This is a genomic window from Deltaproteobacteria bacterium HGW-Deltaproteobacteria-2 (genome assembly GCA_002840505.1).
Lineage (GTDB): Bacteria > Desulfobacterota > Syntrophia > Syntrophales > Smithellaceae > Smithella.
Genome location: PHBC01000003.1, coordinates 262,835 through 289,490, shown reverse-complemented (window position 1 = coordinate 289,490; position 26,656 = coordinate 262,835). Strand labels below are relative to the sequence as shown.

The following is a 26,656-nucleotide window of genomic DNA, read 5'->3' as shown; positions in this document are numbered from 1 at the left end:
TTCACTCCACCTTTAAAGGTTTGAACTCCATCAGCGATTGATGTGTGGGCAAAAGTTGCATTGTGCCCGCCAAAGTCAACCCCGCGGCTTTGGCCATCGTCTCATATTCGGCACAAGTATGAGCATCGCCTTGCGGAGTTGTTGCCAACATTCTAAAAGCAAACGCCGCCTGCTCCGGTGGTGATATGCGGTCCGGATTGGGCATAATATCTATCACAAAGACAGAACCGTCGACAGAAAGAGAATCTTTAGCCTTGCAAAGCAGATGAACGCATCCATCTTGATTAAAATGATGAAGTATATTAGGCAGTAAAACAAGATCGTAGTTATTGCCCCAGTCAATGTCGAAAGCATCACCACTCATTGTTATATATCGATCAGCCACTCCGGCTAAATCGGCATTTCTTCTGGCAACCGCCAAAACATTTTCCCAGTCAATGGCCGTGACCAAAGCATCTTTTATAACATTTGCCACTTCTATGCCAAAAAGGCCGTGACCTGCCGCTACATCTAACACTCTGCGTGGTTGCATTGCTTTTTTTGCAATGTAGGCGATGGTTCTTTTAGCCGCTACAGAAGCGAAAGGAATCATTGCCTGCGCGAATTTTACCCAAACGAGGCTCTCCTGTGAAATCTTTGTCAATCCGGAAGCTCCTCCTCTTATCACATAAGACGATGGATCGTCGATGATCATAGAGACTATTTCCGGCGCAGCCAGAAAATCAATTACATCACCAAGATAATTAGGCGACGTCCGATCGAGAAACCTTTTTGCTTCTGCTGAAAGATTATAGAGATTTGTATTTTTTCCCAACAAACCAATAGCACAAAGGAAATCACAAAGAATACGCACGCCGCGCTGTGAAGCACCGGTAATATCGGAGATTTGCTCAGCACTTAAACAGCGATTACCGATATTGGTAAAAATATCTAATTCAATAGCGGCCTTCATTGCTGCTGTCTTTTGGTATGAAAGACTTATATCATACACCGGATTGTTTGATATTTTATTCATTATATTTTCAGCGGTTTATAAAGTTCCTTATTTTATTAACGAGATCCTGTGAGTAATCTTCCGTCCAGGAGTTGTGATGCCCACGACATATGTTAATATAAACAGTTTCTCTGGAAATCCGTCTCCACGCGTACCCACTAAATTGCAGAGCAATATATAATACGGATACATTTAGTGAAAGAGGTTTATAATTGAAGAAAACATTTCTGTAATGCTGTTCTATCTTTTGGCGTTCTTCGGATTTGTCATCAAGCCTTTGCGTATGGAAAAGTCTGCCTGTATAGTATCCCCAAAAATCTTTTATTGATGTTCGCTTTTGAGGCCATGACTCCTGACAGAAGAGAAGAACGCGACGCCAGCTATCTTTCGTCAAAGCGTCCAACCCTATCAATTTTCTCCAGATCCAGATCAGGTGCTTATGCCGCTTACTTTTATGAAAACCCATTAAACGCATAAAGAAATCTGAAGTTGTATAAATGAACTGTGCGGACTTTCTGACTGACATTATTACCGGATCGATCATGACCACAGCTTTTATTTCTTTGCCCATTAAAATAAGTTGTCTTGCCACTTCAAATGCAACCAACGCTCCTTTACAGTGTCCCAGTAATATATACGTACCCTCTGGTTGTTCTTCAAGAACATTTTGCAACCTTTCTTTTGCCATATCTTCGATGGAGTCGGGCATATTCCCTTCATGAGGTAAATGAGGCGCTATTGCGTTGATAAGGTAATCTTCGCCTAGCATTTTGGAGAAGCTTTTTACGGACCACCCTCCATGCTCTATGCTGGCATGAAAAAAATGAATTATCTTCCCATTTGCAGAACCTATCAAAACGGATACTTGAGGCTTAATTTTATCCGCTGACATAATTTTATTTAATAAAACCCGTACCGTGCCCGTCTCGAATATTATTGACTTCGGTAATGATTTTCCTGTGAGCTTTTCGATTTCCAGCAAAACTTCCATTGAGAGTAATGAATCTCCGCCACACTCAAAAAAGTCGTCATCGATAGTCAAATGTTCATTCTTGAGTGCACTTCTCCAGATATCCAAAATTTCTTTTTCCACTGTAATGTCACTCAAACTTTCCTGTTTTATACTGCTCATGAATAAAGCTCGCTTAATTTTCTGCGCAGCGCCTTCCCGCCAAGACCTTTCGGAATACTTTCCACGATTTGAACTCGTCGGGGAATTTTATTCCATGATAAATGTGCGCTCATAAAGCGTCGAAATTCGACAGTGTCCAAAGTTGCTCCAGGACGTAACACTACTGCAGCTGCAACATCCTCGCCCAGTCGCGGATGCTGTACGGCAAAGGCCACAGCCTCGAGAACATCTGGATGTTTTAATATAATGGCTTCAATCTCAAAGGGTGAAATTTTTTCACTACCGCGATTAATAAGCTCCTTAATTCTATCGTGAATCGTTAAAAAACCATCCTTGTCCAAACTGCCAATGTCTCCCGTCCGAAACCAGTCTTTGGAAAAAGCCGTCTGATTCAACTCCTGACCATTTAAGTATCCCTTTATAACATTAGGCCCGCGAACCCAGATTTCCCCTTTCTGGCCTGACGGTAAAGAATCACTGTTGTTTCCGGCGATGATCACGGTATCATGAGGCGGAATTCCGACAGTTCCTGATTTACATGGCCCGGGTGGAGGCAAGTTTGTGGAAATCTGACTTGCTTCCGTCATGCCATAGTGTTCAAGAACAGGAATTCCCAGCGCCAGTTGCAAGTTTGATCGAACATTTTCAGGTAATGGGGCGCCACCTGAACCGGCAAAGCGAAGCTTATGATTCAAGCCCGATGAGGTTGAACCTAATTTTTCAGAAATTACCAAATGCATTGTAGGTGATGCTGAAAACCATGTCGGACTTAATTTCTCAAACCATTCAACTAAATTCACCTCATTAGGACTCGATGGGAACGCTACGCTGCCGCCGGAAAGAAGAGGTGCCAGTATTGTGAATGTCAGTCCATGGCTGTAATATGGAGGCGCAATGCTCAGACATCGATCGTTTTGATTGAGATTAAACCAAGTACGAGTGCGTTGGGCCGCGGCCAGCAAGCCTGAGTGATGGCAAGGAACTAATTTCGGTTCTGCTGTAGTTCCGGAAGTTTGAAATATGACAGCGACATCATCAGATGGTCCATTATTCATTTTAAATTTATTTGAAATATCAGGAGCAGACATCGAAAAAGAAAGTTCATGCTTATCCTGTGGTATAAGTTCGAATATAGCAATCCCCTGCTTTTCAGCGACAGACCGGGTGGCGGTATTTTCACCGGCCAGCACGCAGACTGCGTCTATGTTCAGAAGTTTGAGCCGTATTTCAATTTCTGCCTCTGTCAGATTCTGGTCCAGGGGAACGGCTGCCGCAAAACACGCAACAGCTACTATTGCCAGTGTGGCCGGTGCTGTATCTTTTACAGCAATTGCTATACGGGCATAATCTTTAAGTCCTGATTTGTTCAGTGTGTCAGCAACGTGGTCTATCTGCCCCGCCAGTTGGGCATACGAAAGTGGATGGTACTTTGAAGATATTATGGCAACAGCTGCCGGATTTACATGAGCAGAATTCTTTATTACTTCTTTGATACTATTGTTCTGTGAAAGACAATTCATCTAGTCATTATTCTTTTGTAAAGCTTATTTTCTTTGAGGGAAAATATAGGTTAATCATAATTGTATGTCAATGAAGATTTAGCCTCGAAATTTATAGTGCTACACCGATGAGAGAAGTGGTGGTATTTTGCGATATCAGTTCTCTTGAAAATCTTACTTTTATTTTGGTTCCTCCGACCGTCATAAAAGTGTTTAAAAAATTAGGACCGTAGCATCGTCCTCTTATTTGTTCAATTCACTCAACATTTAAACAGAAACTGGTCAAAAACTGCTGAGATCAAACTTAATATATGTTATAATTTAAAAAATAGTATACGTTTTAGAATAAGGAGGACACTTGTTTGACAAATGTTCCAGTAGCTTTCATTTGTGACAGCCGTTACGCTCTACCAACCGCTGTTGCTATCACTTCCCTGATTTGCAATAAGAATCAGGAAACGTATTATGATATTTATATAATAGCAGCCGACTTATCGGAAATAGAAATAGAAAAATTTTATGAATTAAGAGCAAGCAGGGCCGATATTCATATAATAAAAGTATCTTCGAAAAAGTTTAAAGACATACCTCAATTTATTCACATTACTTCTACGTCTTGTTTTAAATTTGATTTACCGAATTTAATTCCCCAGCATGATAAAATTCTGTATTTGGATAGTGATATTATAATACAAAAAGATTTGAGTGGTCTGTTTGAAATAAACGTCGATGATTATTATGCCGCAGTGGTCAAAGATATCGGGATGGTTGATAATGATCTTCATATTAAAGATTATTTTAACTCCGGAGTAATGATGCTGAATCTTAAATTGATGAGAAAAAACAATGCATCGACGGCATTGTTTAATTATCGCAAATCAGCGGAAAACTTGACTTTTATGGATCAGGATTGCTTCAACATTTTGTTTGATAAGAAAGTTAAATTATTGCCGACAATATATAATTGTTGTTATAACATTTTTATGCATTATAGAGGCGGTTACACTCTTGATAATATAAACAAATGTTTTGGAACGGATTATTCATCTTTGGATAATATAATAAATGATTCATACATTATCCATTTGGCCAGCCACGAAAAGCCTTGGATTTATTTTGATAGTGATTTTGTCCGTGAGTGGGACGAGTATTTTAAAAAGTCACCGTTTAAACTTCACAAATTAAAACGAAAGTCAGTTAAATTGCGAAGATTTATAGACTCACATAATTTTACAAAACTACCATATAATTTCCTCCAGCACTGGCATAATAATGGTTTTAAATTCGCCATGGGCAAAATAAGAAAAAAAATGTTGAAAATATAAAGTGATTGGTCGTTATGTTCAGGCACAAGATACGACAATTTTTGAATGGTTTTTCCTGGAGTCATAAGCTGGCTTCCAAAAGGATATTCCGGCAGGCATATTTAAAAAAGAGCGTAAAACAGCGTCTGTCGCCGCAAAATCAACTGTCATATTTTGTTTTGAACATTCTTGACCATTGCAATCTTAAGTGCAAAGGTTGCGACCATTTTGCCTCTGTTGCAGATGAGAGATTTGTTTCAGCGGATGATATAAAAAAAGACTTGGCCCAAATGTCAAAAATACTGAAAGGAGATTTTCCACGCATCGGGGTAATGGGAGGAGAACCTTTACTGCATCCGCAACTGAAAGAAATATTGATTTCCACACGATTGTCCTTTCCAAAGACACTAATTGAGCTTTTAACAAACGGGATTCTATTGCTGAAGCAAGACGAAGATTTCTGGCGGATATGCCGCGAACAAAATATTATCATTGCCAACACTAGATACCCTATCAATTTAGATTACAAGGCGATGAAAGAAACAGCGGCGACTCATGGTGTTATGTTTGAATATGGCAGAGGCACCGAAAAGTTTCCCAGATATTCTTATAAGAAAACTTTAGACATTGAGGGAAACCAGAATCCGACAAAGAGCTTTATCGAATGTTTTGGTGACAATATGTATCCGCTTTTGATGGAGGGCAAATTGTATGGATGCACCATTGCGCCAAATGTTCGTCATTTCAATAAGAGGTTTGGAACGAACATGAAACTTGAAGATGGAGATTTTCTGGATATTTACAGTATAGAAAAAGTATCTGAACTTCTTAATTTTATCGGCAATCCAAAGCCATTTTGCCGCTATTGCGATATAAGCAATCGATCGTATGGTAACAAGTGGGAACGATCCAGACAGGAAATGAGTGAGTGGGTTAAATAGATTATATTTGCTTGTACCGTCTTAGGATACCGCAATTCAAATGATAATCTAAAAATTTTGCAGTCATGCTCAACAGCAACTTAGCAGTTAAAGTCAAACAAGCAATTCGTGCAAAGAATACCATGTACTTTATTCTTAAAAAATGATTATTTGCTGTTATGCGTTAGTTTCACTTGTGACCGACGTGATCTTCAGGTTATTTAAGTTATCGGAGAAAGTTAAGTTAGAAAATTATACTATTTTCAATTCGAAGAAATATTAATCTACATTAGAATGACCTAAATAATTTTTTAACCTCGCGAAAAACCATACTTTGTGATAATAGTCCTTTCGATTTCCCAGGGCATTGTATTTCCCCTTAATGCGTGCCTTTTTATCACTGGTCGGTTGATGTGGCGGAAAAAATAAGTCAGTATCTTGTTTGTGATCACACAGATGTAAATTACGATCTTAATTTTTCTCCCGCAATTTTTAACTTAACAAAAAAATTTTCGAGGGGTTGGTTTTTTATGCTTCTGAAATGGATTAACAAGAAATCAAGCTTTGTGTTTTTAATGGCGGTTGTCGCCGTTTTTTTTCAATATGATTTGTCAAAACCAGCTCCGGCTATGGCGGCATCAGCGGATAAAAAAGTATCCATTGAAGGAACCATCAGGGTTTCCGGTGCATGGGCGTTGTATCCCATGATGATCAAATGGGCGGAAGAATTCAAGAAAATTTATCCGCAGGTTAGAATAGATGTGTCCGCCGGCGGAGCCGGAAAGGGCGTGACGGATGCTCTGACAGGTTTGGTGGATATCGGTATGGTTTCCAGAGAACTGAGACCGGAGGAAATAAGACAAAAGGCTTTTTATGTGTCAGTAGTTAAAGATGCCGTTTTCCCGACAATCAATTCAGGCAATCCGGTAATGAAAGAACTTTCACAGAAGGGATTGAAGAAGAAGTTTATGCAGGACATGTGGGTGACCGGCAGGGAAATGACCTGGGGTGAATTAACCGGCGTAAACAATAATCAGAAAATAAGAGTTTACACTCGTTCCGATTCCTGCGGCGCGGCAGAAACATGGGCCAAATATCTGGGTGCAAAACAGGAAGATCTTAAAGGAGTAGCTGTTTATGGCGATCCTGGTGTTGCCCAAGCCGTGAGAAAAGATAAAACGTCCCTTGGTTATAACAATCTGAATTACGCCTACGATATGAAAACGGGACAGCCGCAATCTGGCCTTCAGGTGGTACCAGTAGATGTCAACGAGAACGGCCGTGTGGATTCCGGCGAAAAACTACGCACAAAAAAGGAGGCTATCAAGGCAATATTGTCCGGTATTTATCCGTCCCCACCAGCAAGAGACCTTTATCTTGTGACCAAGGATTCCTTGCGAGGTGCGTCAAAAGTATTTGTGCAATGGATACTTTCCGACGGACAGAAATATGTTGAGGAAGTCGGTTATTTAAAATTAAGTGCCAGACAGATTAAAGAAGCTTTGAATAAAACAGGCAAGTAATGAGGGAGAAAAAGGCGGGAGGATGTTTGGAGAAGGTTTGTTGAAAAAAAGACAGATCAAAGAGGTTCTCGCGCTTTATTCCGGTCGCTTAATGTTGATTTTTATCAATGCTTTGGCGCTTCTTATTTTTTGCGGATTACTACTGAAAGCTCAACCGATTCTCCAGACCATATCAATATCCGATTTATTATTTTCATCATCCTGGCATCCGATGAAAAATGAGTTCGGCTTGTTCGTTTTCATTGTCAGCACGCTGGAAGTAACCATGCTGGCCATGATTATTGCCGTTCCCGTCTGTCTGCTTGCGGCTATTTATCTTTCGGAATACGCGAGCCGGCATTTTCGCGAATTCGCGCGGTTCATTATCGATATTCTGGCCGGTATTCCATCAGTTGTCTATGGTCTGTGCGGTGTGCTGGTCATCGTGCCATTGGTCGGCACTATTGGTGAACTTGCCGGAGTTTCGACAACCGGTTACAGCCTGCTTGCTGGTGGTCTTGTTTTGGCCGTCATGGTTATTCCATTTATTATTTCTATTACAGTGGAAGTATTGAGAATGGTGCCCGAGCCAATCAGAGAATGCGCTCTGGCTCTGGGTGCAACCAAATGGGAAACAATAAAATATGTGGTTCTTAAAAAAGCAAAAAGAGGAATTATGGCCGCTGTTGTTCTGGGATTTGCCCGCGCATTTGGCGAAACAATGGCCGTGTTGATGGTTGTGGGCAATGTTGCCTTGCTGCCATCTTCGGTTTTTGATCCTGCTTATCCTTTGCCCGCTTTGATTGCGAATAATTATGGTGAAGTTATGTCCATACCTTTGTATGATGCGGCTCTTATGTCCGCGGCGTTGATACTAATGCTTGTTGTCGCGCTGTTTAGCCTGACCGCTCATTACACACTGCTGAGAATTGGAGAAACAATCGAACGATGAAATCAAGAAAGATTGAAGAAAATATTTTCAAGTTCCTCATGGCTTTGGCGCTTTTTATGGTCTTTCTGGCCCTGGCAGGCATTATCATTGTTGTAGCCATAAAAGGCCTTTCTTCTCTTAATCTTTCCATGATTACCGAGACGCCGAAAGGCGGTTACTATCTGGGCAAGGAGGGGGGCATTGCCAATGCCATCATTGGGTCGCTTTATCTGGTAATCGGCGCTACTATTTTGTCGATTATTTTCAGCCTGCCAATAGCTCTGGCACTGCAGAAGGAATATCTGGGACGACGTTTCGCTGATTTTACCAGACTTGTGCTCGATATTCTCTGGGGAACGCCTTCGATTGTTTACGGTGCCTTTGGTTTTGTCATCATGGTTTATTTTGGTTTGAGAGCTTCTCTTTTAGGCGGCATTATAGTATTAACATTGCTGATGATTCCGATTATGAGCCGGGCCATGGATGAAGCCATTCGTCTTGTTCCCTTTGAGCTTAAGGAAATGTCTTACGCTCTGGGCGCGACAAAGATAGAGACAACACTGGCCGTTGTTTTGCGACAGGCGTTTCCCGGTTTGTGCACGGCGGTTATTCTGGCATTCGGTCGAGGAATCGGCGATGCCGCGTCAATATTGTTTACGGCGGGATATACGGACGAGATTCCTCGCTCTCTGATGGATCCGGTGGCGTCACTGCCGCTGGCCGTGTTTTTTCAGGCGGGTACACCGGTGCCGGAGGTTCAGGCCAGGGCTTTTGCTGCGGCCCTGATTCTTCTTTTTATTGTAATGATAATTAATATCATCGCCAGAATTTTAGGATGGCGGTTTTCAAAAAATATAGTGAGATAACTTCAACAATGTCGCATATCAGGATTAAGCAATTAAATATATCATATGGACGTCATCAGGTTTTAAAAAACGTCAGTCTTGATATACCCGATCGCCAGATTGTCGCTATTATAGGTCCATCAGGTTGCGGGAAAACAACACTGCTCAAGAGCATGAACAGACTTCTGGATTTGAATGAGGATGTAACGGCAATGGGCGATATACTTATTGACGGTGTTAGTATTTATAATGCCGCTATGGATGTCACTGAGCTGAGAAAAAAAATAGGTTTTCTGCCGCAGCGCCCTTATCCTCTACCCATGTCTGTTTTTGACAATGTTGCATTTGGACCACGTATTCATGGTTTGAAATATTTTCCCCGCGCTGACAAGGCCGTAGCAAATGACGGCCAGCGTTTAAAGGGTAAAAGCAAAACAAACATGCTTTTGTTTGTGGAGCACTATCTTCGTTTGGCAGGTCTTTGGGAGGAAGTCAAAGATCGACTGCATGAACCGGCGGCAAAGCTATCCATCGGCCAGCAGCAACGGTTAGCGCTGGCGCGTGTTCTTTCCATCGAGCCTGAAGTCATTCTGGCCGATGAGCCGACATCTGCCCTTGATCCTGTTTCCGCGAAGCTTGTGGAAGAACAATTCAAGCTGCTGAAGAAAAATTACACGATTATTATTGTTACCCATATTCTGCGTCAGGCCAGAAGACTGGCCGATTACATTGTTTTTATGTACATGGGTGATTTAATCGAACACAAACCGGCGGCGGAGTTTTTCGAAAGACCGGAGAATGAAAAAACGAAGGCCTATATCAGTGGAGAAATAAGCTGAAATGAATTCTTTTTCCATATCTTACTTAAGGCATCTTGAATCGGAATCCATCCACATCATGCGTGAAGTTGTTGCCGAATTTAAAAATCCGGTGATGCTTTATTCGGTGGGCAAGGATTCCAGTGTGATGGTGCGCCTGGCGCAGAAAGCGTTTTATCCGGGCAAATTTCCTTTTCCTTTGATGCATGTGGACACTGGTTACAAGTTTCCGGAGATGTACAAATTCCGCGAAGAATTCTGTCAAAAAATCGGAGCGCGCCTGATTGTGGAAAGAAACGAGGAATGGATTGTCCAAGGTTGTCATCCGCAGAAAATAGGCGTGGATAAATGCTGCAGCCATCTAAAGACCGGTGCTCTGCTGGATGCTTTGAGAAAACACGGATTTGACGTCGCATTCGGCGGCGCCAGAAGGGAAGAAGAAAAATCCCGTGCCAAAGAAAGAGTTTTTTCCCTGCGGGATTCCTTCGGGCAGTGGGATCCCAAGAATCAGCGTCCGGAACTGTGGGATATATATAATACCAGAATTAACGAGGGAGAAACAATGCGTGTTTTCCCCTTGAGCAACTGGACAGAGCGGGATATCTGGGAATATATCAAACTGGAACAGATTCCCGTTGTTCCTATTTATTTTTCTCTTCAGCGGGAAGTAATTGTTCAAAAAGGTATTCTTATTCCAGTCTCCGATGATTTCACCGGTGATAGAAAGAAAGTAAAAACGGTTTTGTGCCGTTTTCGCTCTCTAGGTTGTATCCCCTGCACCGGAGCCATCGCCTCCGCGGCGACAACTATTGACGAAATTATCGGTGAGGTTAGAGCCGCGAAAAAATCGGAAAGAGAAAACCGCGTCATTGACTTGACCAGCGACAGCTCCATGGAACAAAAAAAGAAGGAAGGCTACTTCTAGTGTACTCAGGTGAAAAATCTTTGCTGCGTTTCACGACCACCGGTAGTGTTGATGACGGAAAATCAACGCTGATCGGGCGGTTGTTGTATGAAACGAAATCCATCTATGACGATCAGTTCGCGGCAATCGAGAAAACCTCCAAAAAGAAGGGATTAAAGGAAGTCGAACTGGCCTACCTGTTGGACGGACTGGCGGCGGAAAGAGAACAGGGCATTACGATTGATGTGGCTTACCGTTATTTTGAAACGCCCAAAAGAAAATTTGTCATCACCGATACGCCGGGTCATGTGCAGTACACCAGAAACATGGTGACCGGAGCTTCCAAGGCCGATTGCGCCGTAATTTTGATTGACGCCCGCAATGGAGTTTTAACCCAGTCGAAGAGACACGGATTCATTGTCTCTCTTTTGCAGATTCCGCATCTGATTGTTGCGGTTAACAAAATGGACCTGGTTGATTACGCAGAGGATGTTTTCAGTCGTATCATCGAAGAATATGAAAACTTCTCTCAGAAACTGGATATTCACGATATCGTTTATATTCCCGTATCGGCCCTCAAAGGAGATAATGTTGTTACCAAGAGCAAGAAGATGCCCTGGTATGACGGCACACCGCTGCTGCATTATCTGGAAAATATCCATGTGACCGCGGATCGTAATCTGGTCGATTTTCGCTTCCCCGTGCAGTATGTCATCCGTCCGCATCTTGATTTCCGGGGTTTCGCGGGGAAAATTATTTCCGGAACGATTACGCCGGGAGAAGAAGTGGTCGTCCTGCCTTCAGGTAAATCATCTTCTGTCAAAGCCATTACGACTTATGACGGTGAATTAAGGGAAGCCTTTTGTCCGCAATCGGTCGTTCTGTCGCTGAACGATGAAGTTGATGTCAGCAGGGGTGATATGATTGTCCGGAAGAAAAATCTGCCTCAAATTGAAAATCGCATGGAAGCCATGATTTGCTGGATGGATGAAAAACCCATGACCATGACCAAAACATATATTATGAAACATACGACCAAATACGTTAAAGCTAATATAACAAAAATAATTTACAAGGTTGATGTTGATACACTGCATCGCCAACCGGTTGAAGAGTTTCATCTCAATGACATAGGAAGAATAGAGATTAGCACCTTAACACCGGTTTTTTTCGATCCTTATAAGTTAAACCATGTCACCGGCAGTTTCATTTTGATTGACCCTCTGACCAATAACACGGTTGCCGCCGGAATGATCAGAGATGTCGCCAGACATATTGAAGATTATGCTGATACAAAGCCCAAAGGAGGCGATCAACCTAAAAAATCGCCGCATACCATATGGCGGGGATTAAATATTGAACTTGCCGACAGAGAAAAGCAAAATGCTCACAGGGCGGTTGTGCTGTGGTTTACCGGCTTATCCGGTTCCGGTAAATCAACAATCGCCGCCACTCTGGAGAAAAGATTGTTTAATCGAGACTGTAAGACAACGTTGCTTGATGGCGATAATATCAGGCACGGTCTCTGTTCCGATCTGGGCTTTTCCGCTTTGGACAGAAAAGAAAACATTCGCCGGGCCGGGGAAGTCGCGAAATTATTTTTTGAGCATGGCAATATCGTTCTTTGCACATTTATCTCGCCTTTTAGGCAGGACAGAAATTTCGTAAGAAGTCTTTTCCCCGAGGGAAAATTCATTGAAATTCATGTTCGTTGCGATATCGATGAATGCCGCAGGCGTGATCCGAACGGATTATACAAAAAAGCGCATTCAGGGCTGATAAAAGATTTTACAGGACTTTCTTCACCCTACGAGTCTCCGGAAAAACCTGATTTAATCATCGATACCCAAAATTACACCTTGCAAAAATGCGTTGACATATTGGAAGAGTTTCTAATCGGTCATTCCATAATCCACAATAAAAACATTTCGAATTAACAGAATACGGGTAAGAAATGGCTGAATCTTAACTTAAGATATGATAATGATATTTTACAATAGGTTGTTTACGATCTGTCATTAGAGTACCACTGAATAACCAAATAGGAATGTAATATAAATAGAAATAAACAAAAAAGGGTTAAATGGGAGAAAATTTAAAACAAATCGCCCCGGTATTGCCGAATTTTTTGATTGTCGGAGCTGCCAAATGTGGGACAACGTCTCTTTACTACTACCTTAAGCAACATCCTGACGTATTTATGAGTCCCTTGAAAGAACCTAAATTTTTTAGTAATTATAAGACGACTCCAGGCAAAGGTATGGGCGACAATTTTAGATTTAAAAAAAAAATTAATTCTTTTGATGATTACGTTAAACTTTTCAAAACAAACAACGGCAAGAAGGCAGTGGGCGAGGCAAGTGTAGACACAATTTTCTATTTTGAGCGAACAATACCAGCTATTAAAAGCTATCTTGGTGATCCCCGGATCATTATAATCCTGAGAAATCCGATAAGACGTGCCTATTCCGCCTATAATTTTTTAGTACGGGATGGATACGAAGAACTGTCCTTCAAAAATGCCCTGATCGCGGAGGAACAAGGAAGGCGAGATGAATACTCATTTATTTGGCAATATAGGAAATGTGGTTTGTATGCTTGTCCGGTGCACGCCTTTCAAACTAATTTCAGCCGGGTAAAAATTTTACTCTACGACGACTTAATGCGAGATGCAATCACGCTGGTTCAATCAGTATATGCGTTTCTTGATATTGATCCCGACTTCATTCCGAATACGGAACACAGACACAATACTTCAGCCATTCCCCGCTGGCGTCTTTTGAATAATCTTTTTATGAAACCGAAAAGACTACACAAAGTTGCCCGAAAAATTGGCGGTACTATATTAGGCATGGATCGATGGATTAGCCTGCGTGATGGTATTCGCGCTACCAACATGCAAAAGCCATTGCCCATGAATCCTGAAGTTGAACAGGAACTCAGGCGGTTCTATCGCGATGATATTTTAAAACTGCAGGATTATATTGGTAGAGACTTGAGTTCCTGGCTCAAAGGAGAAGATAAATGAAAATATTTAACCTTAGGGATGTACTACCGCAAATACCTGCTCTCATGCTGAAAGGTAAATTTGATTTTGAATTCGAAATGCTGCCTTACAGAGCGGAGAATATACGCTTGCGTAAAGCGGTCAATTTTTTTATAGCCGGCCTGAACCAGTTTTTATTGCCGGCGCGGCCGCTGGGATATCCGGTCATTGCCCAGGTGGAACCGGCTAATTACTGCAATCTTAATTGCCCGCTGTGTTTGACTTCATCCGTAACCAAAGCCAGGCCCAAAGCTCTTTTGTCGCTGGAAAACTTTAAACGTTTCATAGACGAATGCGGAGACCATCTGTTGTTGCTCATCCTCTGGAACTGGGGAGAACCATTTCTGAACCCTGATCTTATTCCGATGATCACCTATGCCAAAGCGAAGGGAATAGTCGTTCATACCAGCACCAACGGTAATGTGTCGCTGAATGAGTTACAAATTGAAGCATTGGTGGATTCCGGTCTGGATAGTCTGGTCGTGGCTGTGGACGGCGCCAGTCAGGAAACCTATGAGAAATACCGGCAGGGTGGCCGTTTGGATCGGGTTATTTTGAACATTGAAAATATTCTCCGTGTACGCTCAGCAAAAGGCCGAACAACGCCTCGTCTCAATATGCGTTTTGTCGTCATGCACCATAATGAATCCGAATTACAACAAGTCCGGGAGCTTGCTCAAAAACTAGGGGTTGATTTCTTTACTCTGAAAACGGTGGATATGCCTCTGGATAGAGGATGCGATCTTGATAAAACCTATGCGCCGGGGGAAAACAGTTACCGAAGGTACGACTACGATAAGGAAACTTTTACGCGGAAAGAAAAACCTTTTGTCTGTATGCGACCGTGGAAGCGCGTTACTCTGGAAGCTTCCGGTGAGGTCATTGCCTGCGAATACGACTACAAAAATGCACATTCCTTCGGAAACATCGGCCATAATGGAACACTCCGTGCCTGGAAGAGTAAAGCTTCTGAGGATTTCCGGAAGGTATTCAATCTGGGGAATAATGATTCTTATTTGTGCCGCAACTGTACCTATAAGAACAGAATTGCCGATGATTGCACAATCGAACGTTTCAATATCAAGCCTGCAAAACCATGATGAGTGTATCCGGAGTATGGATTGATGCCGAAGTTTAGCAGGATAAATCCAGTTTGTTATAGGGGGAAACTTCTGCCTCAGGCGCTGGCAACACTTCGCGGCCAGGGTTGCCGGTTAGAGGCTCCAAGTTCATATCGAGGTGGGTTATAGACAGTGAAGATTGCTCTTTTAGGTCCGACACATCCTTTTCGGGGTGGGATTGTACATTTCAACGGCAATTTGGCCAAAGCTCTCCGCAGCAGACAGGAATTGAATGTGGATTTGTTTTACTGGTCCAAGCCCTATCCCACTTTTTTGAATGCCGGCGCTGCCGCTTCCTGGCCGGATGAGCAAAGCTCCACAACCTTTCACCAAGTGGGTCTTAGTATTCTGAGTTATACCAATCCCATGACATGGATAACTCTGATCAGACTTTTGCGGCGTGGCCGATACGACATCTTCATAACCCATTGGGTGCACCCGGTTCACTTTCCGGTTTTTAAATTTCTATTCACGGCTATCCGGTTCTTGACGAAAACAAATATATGCCTGATCGTGCATAACTGCCTGCCCCACGAGCATGTGCCCGGCGCCGCCTTTATGAGTAAGTCCGTTATGAAAATGGCTCACCGGCTGGTAATGCATAGTCTTCCGGAATCAGAGCTGGGTATACGAATCGGGCTGAAGAAAGAAAATATAGTAACAGCATTTCACCCCATTTATGATCAATTTGCGCTCCCGACCGAACCGCGGGAGTCAATTAAACGCGACCTCGGTCTGCGTAAAATTGTGTTCCTTTTTTTCGGATTCATCAAGCCTTACAAAGGGCTGGAATGCCTGGTGGAAGCATTCTGCAATCTTGCGGCCAGATATCCTGACGTTTCCCTGCTTGTGGTGGGAGAACAATTTCACGAGACACAAGGGAAAAACCCTGAAAACGATTCTCTTCTCAGGAACTTGCCGCTGGACGATCCCATCAGGAAACAAATTGTCCGGATCGACCGCTATGTGGCCAACGAGGAGGTTGGCCGTTATTTCTCAGTTGCCGACGTGCTGGTTACCCCGTATCTGTCAGTAACACAATCCGGACCACTTCAGGTGGCTTATGCTTTTGACAAGCCAGTTATCGCCAGTGATTTACCGGCCTTTCGTGAATGTGTCAGTCATGGAGAAAGCGGATACCTTTTTTCGACGGGAGATGCGCGGGATCTTGCGGACAAGATGGAGCTCTTCTTGAACAAACCAGTTGACTCCGGGCAAGTGCGGCAGTATCGTTGGCGGTTCAGTTGGGAGCGCTATATCGGGCTGATGCTGGATTCCCGGCATACAGGAATTAAGTAATTTATTTTAATCTTTATGAAGCTCTCTTTGCTAAAGAAAGAAACATCTTTAATTAAAAAATATGAGCAATATTGAAAAAGAAGACAGTAAGAAAAGTTCACCAATAGTCAGTGTTATTCTTTTGACCATGAACCGGAAAAAGATGCTGGAGAGTTGTTTGAGGTCAGTGCAGAAACAGGCGCATCCGAATATGGAAATTATTGTGGTCGATAACGCGTCTTCTGACGGAACCGGGGACATGATTCAAGGCATTTTCCCGGATGTGCGATATTTTTATTCTAGTGATAATCTTGGTGTTCCCGGCGGAAGGAATTACGGAGTGCGAATGTCCACAGGGGAGTTCTGTGTATTTATCGATGACGATGCTGTTTTCGCTGATGACAAAGCACTTAGCCGTGTAGTTTCTTATTTTCGCTCCGATAGGGGATTAGGTTGCCTTGCCTTTCGAATTGTGAAGCCGAGTGATGGGTTAGAGGAATACAAAAGCATTCCCAGAGGGGACAAAAAAATAATCAATGAAGATTATGAGTGCAGCTATTTCTGCGGTGCCGGTTTTGCTGTTAGACGCGAGATTTTTTTGGAAATCGGGATGTTCTGGGATCACCTGTTTTTTATCGGTGAAGAACAGGACTTCAGTTATCGCCTTATGGATAAAGGATATAAGATTTTGCATCCTTTTTCGATATCCGTTATGCATTATGAAACACCGCAGGCGAGGGTTCCGGGAAAATGGATATATTTCGGTATTCGAAGCCGGTTTTGGATTTCCTTGCGCAACCTGCCATGGCTGTACGCGGTTTCATATACTTTTTTATGGTGCGGATATTATTTTATCTTATCACTTCGACATCGGCATTTTACTTATTTTGTTCAAGGTATTAAGGACGCGTTGGCAGGTGGTTCTCTGGCGATACAAACTCGTTATTGTATTTCCAGAGAAACGATAAATAAATTGAAAAAACTGTCAGGCAGAGTCTATTATTAACGTACGTCCATTATTTCATAAAAAGAGGATAATCGTAATTGTCCAAAACAACACCAACTATTAATGGCAGAGGCGTTGCCTCCATAGTCAAAAACTTAATGTACCTGCTTGGCGGTAAGGGAGTGTATTTTGTTACGCGCTTCTTCTACGTTGTCATTGTGGCAAGAGTTTTTGGCCCTCAAATCTATGGTATGATAAATTATGGGATAGCCTGGTATTTGATGTTTATACCTCTTACCAGGATGGGTATGTCGGTAGTTTTAAGCCGAGATGCGGGGAAAAGCAGACAAACAGGCGATCATACGGCAAATGTTACTCTGGCTCTCAGTATAGTGTCAATAATCGCGGTAACTGCGGCTTACATAATTATTTCACTTTATTTTGAAAATGACCCGGCGTCCCGTTCAATGGTGCTTATTTTTTCTTTTGCGTTAATCGGCCGTTCACTGGCTCTTTGGACAGGAAGCGTTTACACTGCCTATGAATGCAATCAATATTCCTTCCGTCAACAATCATTGTTTCGTTCTCTGGAAGTTGTTCTTGGTCTCGTCGTAATTTTTATCTGGAAAGAAGTTATCCTGGTGGTTGCGATTCATGGATTAGTCTGGTGTTTGGAAGCCATTTACGGTCTGGTAATAATAAACCGCCGCGTACTGGTTTTAAAATTAAATGTAAAATTTGCAGAAATGAGTCATATTTTTAAGCAGGAGCTTCCTCTGGGTATTTCCATGCTTTTAATGACCATACCGTATCAGGGGCCGTTAGTATTTTTTCGTCATGTGATTTCTTCCGGCGATATTCTTGGACAGCTTGCGTTGGCCATGCAGCCTTTATTTCTTCTTGCCAATATTCCGTATGCCTTGAGTGGCACATCTCTTCCGGTTCTGAGCAGGTCAGCGAGCAGAAAAGATGGGAAAGACCGCATTTACGCGGAAACGATGATTCGCTTTTCGGTACTACTTGGATGCTTGGTGGCTTTGTTGGGAACCGCATTCGCTCCCTGGTTGATAATAAAAATATTCGGAGCTCGCTATGCTCAGGCCGGCAATTTGATGGGACCGGTGTTGTGGATATTAATTCCCTTTACAGTACGCCAGGCTTTATCCGGTGTATTGCTGGCTCATAAAAAAGATTTTCAAATATTAGTCGGCGCATTGATTGCCGCTGGTACTTTTGTCATAATAATTTCAGAAGCGGTTTTGAGATATAAAGCTGCAGGCGCTATATTAAGCACTGCGGTTGCTATGTCTCTGACAACCTTTTATTTTATGTTTTTATTGCGAAGGTATATCGCGATCGATCTGCATTCTGTAATTCTAAAACCGCTACTGGTTGTCGTTCCCACTGTCGTAGTGTTTTATGGCCTGAACTTTGCCGGACCGATATTTTCTCTTCTGGGAGCTTTTGCAATTATGTTTCTAATATGTTATTTCATTAAATACCTGACACCTCAGGAAATAATCTGGCTGAAAGATTCTTTTGTATGGATAAGAAAGAAATTGTCTTTTATTAAATAATTATTCCCATATAAAAAGGACCAAGCAATGAAATTGATCATTCAAATTCCATGTTATAACGAATCTGAAACTTTGCCCATTACTCTTGCCGCTTTGCCGCGGTCTGTTCCCGGTTTCAATAAAGTGGAATGGCTGGTTATTGACGACGGTAGCACTGATGATACCGCGAGTGTGGCAAAGAAAGCAGGAGCGGATTATATTGTAAGATACACTCGTAATCAGGGACTGGCCCGTGCTTTTATGACCGGAATAAACGAATGTATCCGGCTCGGGGCGGATGTGATTGTGAACACGGATGCGGACAATCAATACTGCGCGGACGATATTTCCGCCTTGACTCAGCCGGTTTTGGACGGACGTGCCGATTTGGTCATCGGTGCGCGCCCCATTTACAGCATCCGCCATTTTTCGCCACTGAAAAAAATCCTTCAGAAGATCGGCAGTTGGGTAGTTCGAATTGTCAGCCGGACACGTGTTGACGATGCGACGAGTGGTTTTAGGGCGTTCAGTCGAAACGCGGCAAGACAATTCGTGGTATTCAACAACTATACCTATACCTTAGAAACACTCATTCAGGCGGGTCTAAAGAACATGTCGGTCGTTTCCATTCCTGTGCGCGTCAATCCGGATCTTCGTCCATCGCGACTTATTAAAAGTGTACCGGTTTATATATTTAAATCGTTTGCGACAATTGTCCGGATTTTTGTAATCTATCGGCCTTTCCGTTTTTTTGCAGCCATTGGCCTGCTTTTATTTGGCTTGGGATTTATAGTAGGAATGAGATTCCTCTATTATTATTTCACAGGTGGCGGAGGCGGTCACATCCAGTCTCTTGTTCTTGCGTCGGTACTTTTGGGCATGGGTTTCCAGACGATCATGGTGGCTTTTGTCACAGACTTGCTGGCTTCAAACCGGGTGCTGCTCGAGAAGATCAGCTTTCGGCAAATGGGAAACAGTGATTCTAAAGACAATCGAGAGGTTGATTCATAACATCGTGTAGACGGGGTGTTAAGGTAATAAATCATCACAGTGGTTGTAATATATAAACCCGATCTTGGCGTTTTGGCACTTTTTTTTAAAATCCACTGTTGTACAAGTAAAGACCTTCGTTATTGTCAATTATAATATTGTTATTATGCTGGTCTTAATCCGCTCCAAATATTTGTACCACGGGATAATCCCATCAAATATTCATAACCATATTATTGGATCGTTACATAGCTCTAAAAAATGTCAGAAATCGGATTAATACGGCTGTTTTCACGAAAATTTATAAAATATAAACAGATGAAGAGCATGTTCAAATTTCATTTTAAAAATGAACCAGAATAATATTTACATCTGCTTTATTCAGGAGAGATTGTTTGAACGTTCCAATTCTTGTCATTTGACCAGCCGGGACATTTGTACCGAATGTTTCCGCCAGAAATTGATTGACCTTGTTTGGAATATATACAATGAAACAGCGTCCGCTTGAGGAATGGGTTTTTACTTCATTAAACAACATTTTTGCATCCTCGGCGAGTTTCGTCTGATTCTTGAGAAGTCGGGAAACGTTTTGACCGCCTATGCTTCGTAATTTCGACGGTGGATACGAATAGAAATGCGGATGTGGTTTTTCCTCTCTCAGATAATATTCGAGAAATCCCCTGGTCAAAGACGTGCAAATAATGGTGTCGCCCGGAACCAAACGTTCTTTGATGGTTTGCGCTATTATTTTGTTCCCGGGTTTCAGGTCGATTCTGTAATAATCATACAATGTAAATAAAGAAAAAAACATAATAAGAATAACTACCGCATACCGTAGAAAAACGGGACGGAACTGTTGAATGCCAACTGCGGTCAAAAGACAAAAAGCTGGAAAAACAAGTTGGTCGGTGCGTCCTGGTATGTATATACTGGAGCGTAACCAGGATACAATTGCCGCGCAAAGCAAAGGAATGAAACAATAGACGGCAAGCCAGCCAACTCCTGTTTTCCAACGGTCATATTTTTTGCTGAACAGGGGAACCAGACTGATTATTAGTAATAAAAGCATAATCAGCACCGGCAGGATAGGCATCCAGCGCAGTGAATTAAGGGGCACATAGGGAGGCTGCGAACCTCCGGGAGAGAAGGAAGAAACGCTCATGAAAAGCGATCCTCCGAAGCCGTATAGATTCCAGAAGTAATCCCTCCATCCGGTTTTGGGTAGTGCTGAGATCTGGCCGGAAAGAGATGGGATCCAGATGGCATAGACAGCACCTATGCAAACCATACTAAAGCCCCACCACAAAATAGTTCGGCGTTGTCGAAAAAAAAGAAGGATCAGCAAAGCCTGGGCGGGAAGAAGAAACAAACCGTAATTATGAGTAAAGAGGCATAGTATGGTGAATATTCCGTACGCTGCAAGAAATGAGCGCTTCTTTTCCCGAATAAAAAGCAACAGGTAGTACATGGACATAAGAGACATGAGGGGCAGAAGTGTGTACATCCTGATTTGCTGTGAATACATGATCTGAATAGGGGCTACAGAAGCAATCAATGCCGCATAAATTCCCACTTTTTCGGAAAATATTCTTTTGCCGGTAAAATAAACAGCAATGACCAACAAAACTCCGAACAGAACGGACAAACTGCGTAATGCCAATTCCGTTTTTCCGAATACATCCATCCAGTAATGTAATAACAAATAATAAAGAGGAGGGCTTGCATCATGGCTGATACGGGCAATGACACCGGAAGGATTGAGCTCCGCAATAATTACGGAATTTGCTTCGTCAAGCCAAACATCTTCAGCGCTGATATCATAGAACCGCAAAAAAATTGCTAAGACCGCGATTACCAATAGAAAGGCATATCCAGAATACTTGATCACGCGATTGTTATACCTGAGGCTTTTGATAATGCCTTCTTTTTGTATCTGATTATTATCAGGCGGGGATTTGAGTTTTGTTGCTTTTACATCCTGCCGGTTATTTTTTTTCTTTCTCTTCGACATAATTTATTTGTCAACAAAATAATCTTTCAGCGATATCCATACTTGGATGCTTCCGTGGAAACAACAAATATTCTACTTTTCAGCAGGGGCGGATAACATATATCGATTAAAGTATCTGATACATGTTCCCCGCTTTTTGACAGGATATTACTTTCACAAGGGCGAACTATAAGAAAGGTAATTCTGTATGTCAAGAAAATCTTAGAGAATTAATATTGTTTATTGCAGACTGAAACCTTAACTTGTGGTAATAAGTTTATACACGGGAAAGCACTTGAATTTCCCAAAGAAATTGATTAACCATTGGCATTCTTAAAGGAGTTCACAAATGGAAAATAAGCCAACAAATAATATCTCAACATTTATAAATAGAAAAAATATTTAAATTGTTTTCACAGAAGACGCGATAGAGGATTGTGTCGAAAATTTGAAGAACGAAGTAAATGCTATAGTAAAGTTAATGGACCACGATAGTTTGTTAGCGGATTTTTGCACGTTGAAGATACCTCGCATATTTTCAGTATCAGAAATGATCCTACCCTTTTGCATATTCAGCCTGTGTTTGTGGACATTCCGGGAAATACTGAATTCCAAAATTTTCGAGACCGTGGCAAGTAATGCCGGAGCAAAATGAAATGTTTTACTGATATTGATGTTGCAAGAGACTGGCTCAAAAGATAGCAAAGAAAAGGCAAAGAGTTGATTCCTTGATTGACTTATATGTAAAGTCGGATATTAATTAATAAAAGATTCTGTATGGAGATATGATTATGAAAAGATGCTCATTTTGCCTGGAAGAGTTTCCGGATAAAGTTACTATATGTCGTTACTGTGGCAGGCGGCTTGAAACAGTACCGCTGATTGGAAAAAAGACTTCCGTCAAATCTCCGAAAAAAAGACAAAATGGAACGGATTCTATTGACTGGCAAACAAAGCTGGGGGAAATAGGGAAAGACTATAGGATACCCATCATTGTAATTATTATCTTAGTCGTCAGCATTATATTCACAATTTCACAAAAACCAAACGTCGACAAAAGCGCCCAACAAATAAAAGCGATTGAACCCCAGAAGTTTGATGCTCCCGCTGCTCCGGTACATGAATCTACTTCAGCATCTGAACCTGCTCCGACACCTGTCGTGGCTAATAATTTGTTCCGTAATGCATTTGCCCTGTGCTCCAGGGGAAAATGTACCGACCCCGAAAAGGCTCTTGAATATCTGAACGAAGCAATTAAACTGAAACCGGATTACGCTGAGGCCTACAACAACAGGGGGAATGTTTATGGTGACCTTGGCCAGCATAAACAAGCAATTGAGGACTATAATGAAGCCATCCGCCTGAAACCGGATTATGCCATGGCCTATAATAACAGGGGGGTTACTTATCGCGATTTTGGCCAAAATCAGCGAGCAATTGAGGACTATAATGAAGCCATCCGCTTAAACCCGAATGACGCCATGGCCTATAATAACAGGGGGGTTACTTATCGTGATCTTGGCCAAAATCAGCAGGCAATTGAGAACTACAATGAAGCCATCCGCCTGAAACCGGATTATGCCATGGCCTACAGCAACAGGGGTGATGCTTATCTTACTCAGGGTGACAAAGAGTCTGGATGCAGTGATGCGCAAAAAGCATGTGAATTGGGAAGTTGCAAATTGTTAGAATCAGCTAACGGGAAAAAATACTGCCGTTGATTTGATGGTGAACTCAAAAAATTGATTATGAATATCAATCCTTAAGTCTGACAGCGGCCCATTACTGTAACTCTGCAGGAATAGTCAAATATTAAAACGATATGTAGTTGAAAGTAAATGGACTGCACCCCAGGGATGCAGTTCAACCGGACTTTCTATAATTTACGTATATGGGGAGTAAGAATCGATAATTTCGCTAATCGGTTTTCCATCCAAGTCGTAATTTGTTAAACCAAATAAATGTAAAAATGTGGACGCGAAATCCATAATGGAAATCGTTCTTCCTATAGATCCAGGTCTGATTCCGGGTCCCGTCACAATAAATAATCCATGGGGCCTATGATCTCCCGTGCGGCAATAATTGTACTCACCTTCGAGTAATCCAATCTTTTCCGAAGTCAATTTAAGCAAACAGGATTTGTTATTCAATCTCTTGCTTCCTATCATAATTTGTTCATTCCATTCGACTAAAAGATCCGGTAAATGATCAATATATTCGCCTTGAAAAAAGTCAGAAGTTCTTATGACCCTTTGCACCATCGGTTTACCGCTATCCATTTCAACAATACTTAGCAGATCTTTACTTAATTCCTGACATAAATCATTCAATTCTTTTCCCGATTTTATAAAACCATCTGGTTCTCTTCCTTTCAGATTAATCCGGATGCCGCTTACCAGGTTTCCATTTTCATGGGGAAAACATTTGCAATGCTTTAAATCAAATTTGAAAGAGATTTGTGAAGGATCTTCACCAACAACCAGGTTTTGTTTGGCTGATTTGTAGAGTGGAAATAGTACCGGCCTCAAAGCCTCCTGAATTGTATTGGGTATTTTCTGCCATTTTGCTCTTGTCATATTAAAAGTCTTTTTAATTATCCCTTGAACATCGGAGACAGGTCTTTTTCTTAACAGATTCAACTTCTCTAAAATATCTTCAAGCAAGAAGTTTGCACCAATATTATGGGCCATGCCATGAGTTGCAAGGAAAAAAACAAGCGTGTTTTCGTCAACATGTTCTAAGATCTTTCCCACAGCACTATCGATGGCTCTATATACTTCACGGACAGGATCTCCCGTGAGAGCAACAATTTTTTTATTATAATTAGGATGGTTAGTGTCGTGAAGATGCCAACATTGATGACCTACACAATGACTCTCAGAAAACACCTGAGCAAAAAAGTCCCATTCATCTTTATCCATGTAATTTACGGTAAGCTCGCATTTCTTATTAACACCCTCGAGCAGGTGATTTATAAATCTGCAGAAATCACGGGGAGACCTCCCATAGGAGTCACAAGATGCTTTAACCGGATGGTACCCAAATCTCTTGATTACGTCACCCTTTAATTTTTCCGGCCATGTATTAAATCCGTATACTCCATCATGGGATGCCCATTCCACCATTTGAATGCCATTCAATCCTTGCGATGTTCCGGACAAGGGAATATCCAAGATAGCAACTTTCTTCCCGGCGTTGCTCAGAAGATTCCAAAAAGGTTCCCGTTTGCTAAATTCACCAGGATTACAATGATGGAATTCATAAGTATTCGGTTTTATTTGGTTTAAACGATGGAAACCATGACGCGCAGGATTCACGCCTGTATAAAAAGATGGCCAGGTTGATCCTTCATATAACCCTTCAATACTCATTGTTTCTCCGACAAATCCTTTTGCAAAAAGCGATTGAATATTCGGTAATGTTCCATCCGTGGCCCATTTTTGGATTAAAAATTTATCCCCCGCATCCATTGCCAGTAACACGATTTTAGCGAAAGGTTTCATTACTGCATCTCCTGATAATTATAAGAATCCTGGCTTTTAATCTTCTTAAAAAGTGTTATGCATCCAACTACATCTTTTGCAGGCGGGAAACTGTTTTTCCCGAAAGATTATTGATCTGAAATGTCTGGCACTCTTACAGTTCCAAATATTTTCAAAACTATTCTCACGGATATTGCCAAGTATATAGTCATCAATCCACTCGTCAGGACAGAATTTTAAATCGCCGTTAGGTTTCACAAGTACTGCAAGGAAAGGTGCCACACATCTTTTCTTTAACCTATAGCCATCAGAATAAAATTCGTTAATTGCTTTGCCTTTAAGATTTGGAAAGAATTTAATTTTTTCCTCACTTCTTAGCTGAAATATTTCATCGGACAATGCATTTGAATCAATGCATTGAGAAAAAGGGATGCAATGAGATCCCGATCCAGGAGCTGTTCTGTCAATATTTTTATTAACGGTTACTTTGTGAAGCTGCAACTCAGATGGAGTAATAAACCAAAGATGATGGATTGTAAAATAATCTACCTTATCTCCGGTCATTTTTTTTATTGAGTTAATAGTTTTTTTTAAATGACCAACAATCGAAGGGCTAATAGTTATATTTACAGTTATTAGAGGCTTTGTAATGTCTTCCCCTTGTTTGCAATTCAAAAAATGCTGCATATTAGACATTACTTTTCTGTAATTACCTTGTCCGCGCATTTTATCATGTAACGCCTCGGGCCCATCGATTGAAAAAGTAATATGGTCAACACCCAATTGTACGATTTTCTGAATCTTCTGTTTGTCCAAAAGAATTCCATTTGTTGTAAATGATGCTTGTAAATTGAATTTTTTTACATAAGCAATTATTTCCAAGAAGTCTTCCCGGATAAATGGTTCACCTCCTCCGAAATATATATGAGGCCTATACACGATTAACTGATCTATTAACCCTAATATTTCTGCTGTCGTCATCTCTGAATTTAAATATCTATCACCAATCCCACTTTCACCATGAAACCAGCACATTTTACATTTCAAATTACATTTGTTACTCAACTCAATATCAACACAGACAGGCCCTTTTGAAAAATAATTGGAGTGAATAAAACTTATTATTCTAAAATATTTACGAAAAAGAGACAACATAACTCGCCTATAATTATGATTTAATGAATATCCATTTCACTGTCCATTATACGAATCGCAATATATGACAAAAATTAATTTAATATTGAAACTATCTTTTATGAAGCGTCTATTTCCCATTGCATATATTATTATTGATTCGAAGCTCTTCTCGATTTCTTCGAAACAAATCGTGCATTATCATCAGAGTTGTTATCTACTATAATGATATCATACGATAAATGATAGATGGTCACAGCATCT

The 26,656-nt window shown here is 41.5% G+C and carries 21 protein-coding genes; 15 read left to right on the top strand and 6 right to left on the bottom strand.

The window, feature by feature from the left end:
• Nucleotide 1: 1 nt before the first annotated feature.
• From CVU62_08285 to CVU62_08275, 3 genes are read right to left on the bottom strand one after another with little or no spacing between them, the layout of a single operon-like run.
• On the bottom strand, nucleotides 2-1,015 hold the full coding sequence (locus CVU62_08285) for an SAM-dependent methyltransferase (protein ID PKN37712.1): 1,014 nt from the start codon (nucleotides 1,013-1,015) through the stop codon (nucleotides 2-4).
• Nucleotides 1,016-1,022: 7 nt separating this feature from the next.
• Nucleotides 1,023-2,126, bottom strand: a complete 1,104-nt coding sequence (locus CVU62_08280; protein PKN37711.1) for a hypothetical protein — start codon at nucleotides 2,124-2,126, stop codon at nucleotides 1,023-1,025.
• Nucleotides 2,123-3,646: a hypothetical protein gene (locus CVU62_08275; protein ID PKN37710.1), complete on the bottom strand. Its 1,524-nt coding sequence runs from the start codon at nucleotides 3,644-3,646 to the stop codon at nucleotides 2,123-2,125. The genes CVU62_08280 and CVU62_08275 overlap by 4 nt, the downstream gene beginning before the upstream one ends.
• 341 nt (nucleotides 3,647-3,987) lie before the next feature.
• On the opposite strand from CVU62_08275, the gene CVU62_08270 reads away from it, so the two are divergent.
• From CVU62_08270 to CVU62_08205, 14 genes are all read left to right on the top strand, one after another.
• Nucleotides 3,988-4,950, top strand: coding sequence for a hypothetical protein (locus CVU62_08270; protein ID PKN37709.1), 963 nt, complete (start codon nucleotides 3,988-3,990; stop codon nucleotides 4,948-4,950).
• 14 nt (nucleotides 4,951-4,964) lie between these two features.
• Nucleotides 4,965-5,870 carry a hypothetical protein gene (locus tag CVU62_08265; GenBank protein PKN37708.1) on the top strand — a complete coding sequence of 302 codons (906 nt, stop codon included), beginning with the start codon at nucleotides 4,965-4,967 and terminating at the stop codon, nucleotides 5,868-5,870.
• 608 nt (nucleotides 5,871-6,478) lie between these two features.
• Complete coding sequence (locus CVU62_08260; protein ID PKN38055.1) at nucleotides 6,479-7,372, top strand: phosphate ABC transporter substrate-binding protein; 894 nt, start codon at nucleotides 6,479-6,481, stop codon at nucleotides 7,370-7,372.
• Between the two features lie 22 nt (nucleotides 7,373-7,394).
• Nucleotides 7,395-8,303, top strand: coding sequence for a phosphate ABC transporter permease subunit PstC (gene pstC, locus CVU62_08255; GenBank protein PKN37707.1), 909 nt, complete (start codon nucleotides 7,395-7,397; stop codon nucleotides 8,301-8,303).
• Nucleotides 8,300-9,148, top strand: a complete 849-nt coding sequence (pstA, locus tag CVU62_08250) for a phosphate ABC transporter, permease protein PstA (protein PKN37706.1) — start codon at nucleotides 8,300-8,302, stop codon at nucleotides 9,146-9,148. The genes pstC and pstA overlap by 4 nt, the downstream gene beginning before the upstream one ends.
• Before the next feature lie 8 nt (nucleotides 9,149-9,156).
• Nucleotides 9,157-9,966, top strand: coding sequence for a phosphate ABC transporter ATP-binding protein (locus tag CVU62_08245; GenBank protein ID PKN37705.1), 810 nt, complete (start codon nucleotides 9,157-9,159; stop codon nucleotides 9,964-9,966).
• Nucleotide 9,967: 1 nt separating this feature from the next.
• Nucleotides 9,968-10,870 carry a sulfate adenylyltransferase subunit CysD gene (locus tag CVU62_08240; GenBank protein PKN37704.1) on the top strand — a complete coding sequence of 301 codons (903 nt, stop codon included), beginning with the start codon at nucleotides 9,968-9,970 and terminating at the stop codon, nucleotides 10,868-10,870.
• Nucleotides 10,870-12,786 carry a bifunctional sulfate adenylyltransferase subunit 1/adenylylsulfate kinase gene (locus tag CVU62_08235; protein ID PKN37703.1) on the top strand — a complete coding sequence of 639 codons (1,917 nt, stop codon included), beginning with the start codon at nucleotides 10,870-10,872 and terminating at the stop codon, nucleotides 12,784-12,786. Before CVU62_08240 ends, CVU62_08235 begins: the two co-directional genes overlap by 1 nt.
• A 146-nt stretch (nucleotides 12,787-12,932) precedes the next feature.
• Complete coding sequence (locus CVU62_08230) at nucleotides 12,933-13,877, top strand: sulfotransferase (GenBank protein PKN37702.1); 945 nt, start codon at nucleotides 12,933-12,935, stop codon at nucleotides 13,875-13,877.
• The gene (locus CVU62_08225) at nucleotides 13,874-14,995 is read left to right on the top strand and encodes a hypothetical protein (GenBank protein PKN37701.1); all 1,122 of its coding nucleotides are present in this window, start codon (nucleotides 13,874-13,876) and stop codon (nucleotides 14,993-14,995) included. Before CVU62_08230 ends, CVU62_08225 begins: the two co-directional genes overlap by 4 nt.
• Nucleotides 14,996-15,148: 153 nt before the next feature.
• Entirely contained in the window at nucleotides 15,149-16,315 is a 1,167-nt protein-coding gene (locus CVU62_08220) for a hypothetical protein (protein ID PKN37700.1), read from the top strand.
• A gap of 61 nt (nucleotides 16,316-16,376) precedes the next feature.
• Complete coding sequence (locus CVU62_08215) at nucleotides 16,377-17,300, top strand: hypothetical protein (GenBank protein PKN37699.1); 924 nt, start codon at nucleotides 16,377-16,379, stop codon at nucleotides 17,298-17,300.
• A gap of 38 nt (nucleotides 17,301-17,338) precedes the next feature.
• Nucleotides 17,339-18,817 (top strand): hypothetical protein, encoded by a 1,479-nt coding sequence (locus CVU62_08210; protein PKN37698.1) that lies wholly within the window; start codon nucleotides 17,339-17,341, stop codon nucleotides 18,815-18,817.
• 27 nt (nucleotides 18,818-18,844) lie between these two features.
• The gene (locus tag CVU62_08205; GenBank protein ID PKN37697.1) at nucleotides 18,845-19,807 is read left to right on the top strand and encodes a glycosyl transferase; all 963 of its coding nucleotides are present in this window, start codon (nucleotides 18,845-18,847) and stop codon (nucleotides 19,805-19,807) included.
• A gap of 322 nt (nucleotides 19,808-20,129) precedes the next feature.
• Here CVU62_08205 and CVU62_08200 read toward each other — a convergent pair whose 3' ends face one another.
• Nucleotides 20,130-21,797: a hypothetical protein gene (locus tag CVU62_08200; GenBank protein ID PKN37696.1), complete on the bottom strand. Its 1,668-nt coding sequence runs from the start codon at nucleotides 21,795-21,797 to the stop codon at nucleotides 20,130-20,132.
• Between the two features lie 764 nt (nucleotides 21,798-22,561).
• Between CVU62_08200 and CVU62_08195 the strand changes: the two genes are divergently transcribed.
• On the top strand, nucleotides 22,562-23,497 hold the full coding sequence (locus tag CVU62_08195) for a hypothetical protein (protein PKN37695.1): 936 nt from the start codon (nucleotides 22,562-22,564) through the stop codon (nucleotides 23,495-23,497).
• A 162-nt stretch (nucleotides 23,498-23,659) separates the two neighbouring features.
• Here CVU62_08195 and CVU62_08190 read toward each other — a convergent pair whose 3' ends face one another.
• The gene (locus tag CVU62_08190) at nucleotides 23,660-25,279 is read right to left on the bottom strand and encodes a hypothetical protein (GenBank protein PKN37694.1); all 1,620 of its coding nucleotides are present in this window, start codon (nucleotides 25,277-25,279) and stop codon (nucleotides 23,660-23,662) included.
• Nucleotides 25,280-25,324: 45 nt separating this feature from the next.
• A complete protein-coding gene (locus CVU62_08185; protein PKN37693.1) occupies nucleotides 25,325-26,413 on the bottom strand; it encodes a hypothetical protein in 1,089 nt (362 codons plus the stop codon).
• Nucleotides 26,414-26,656 lie beyond the last annotated feature (243 nt).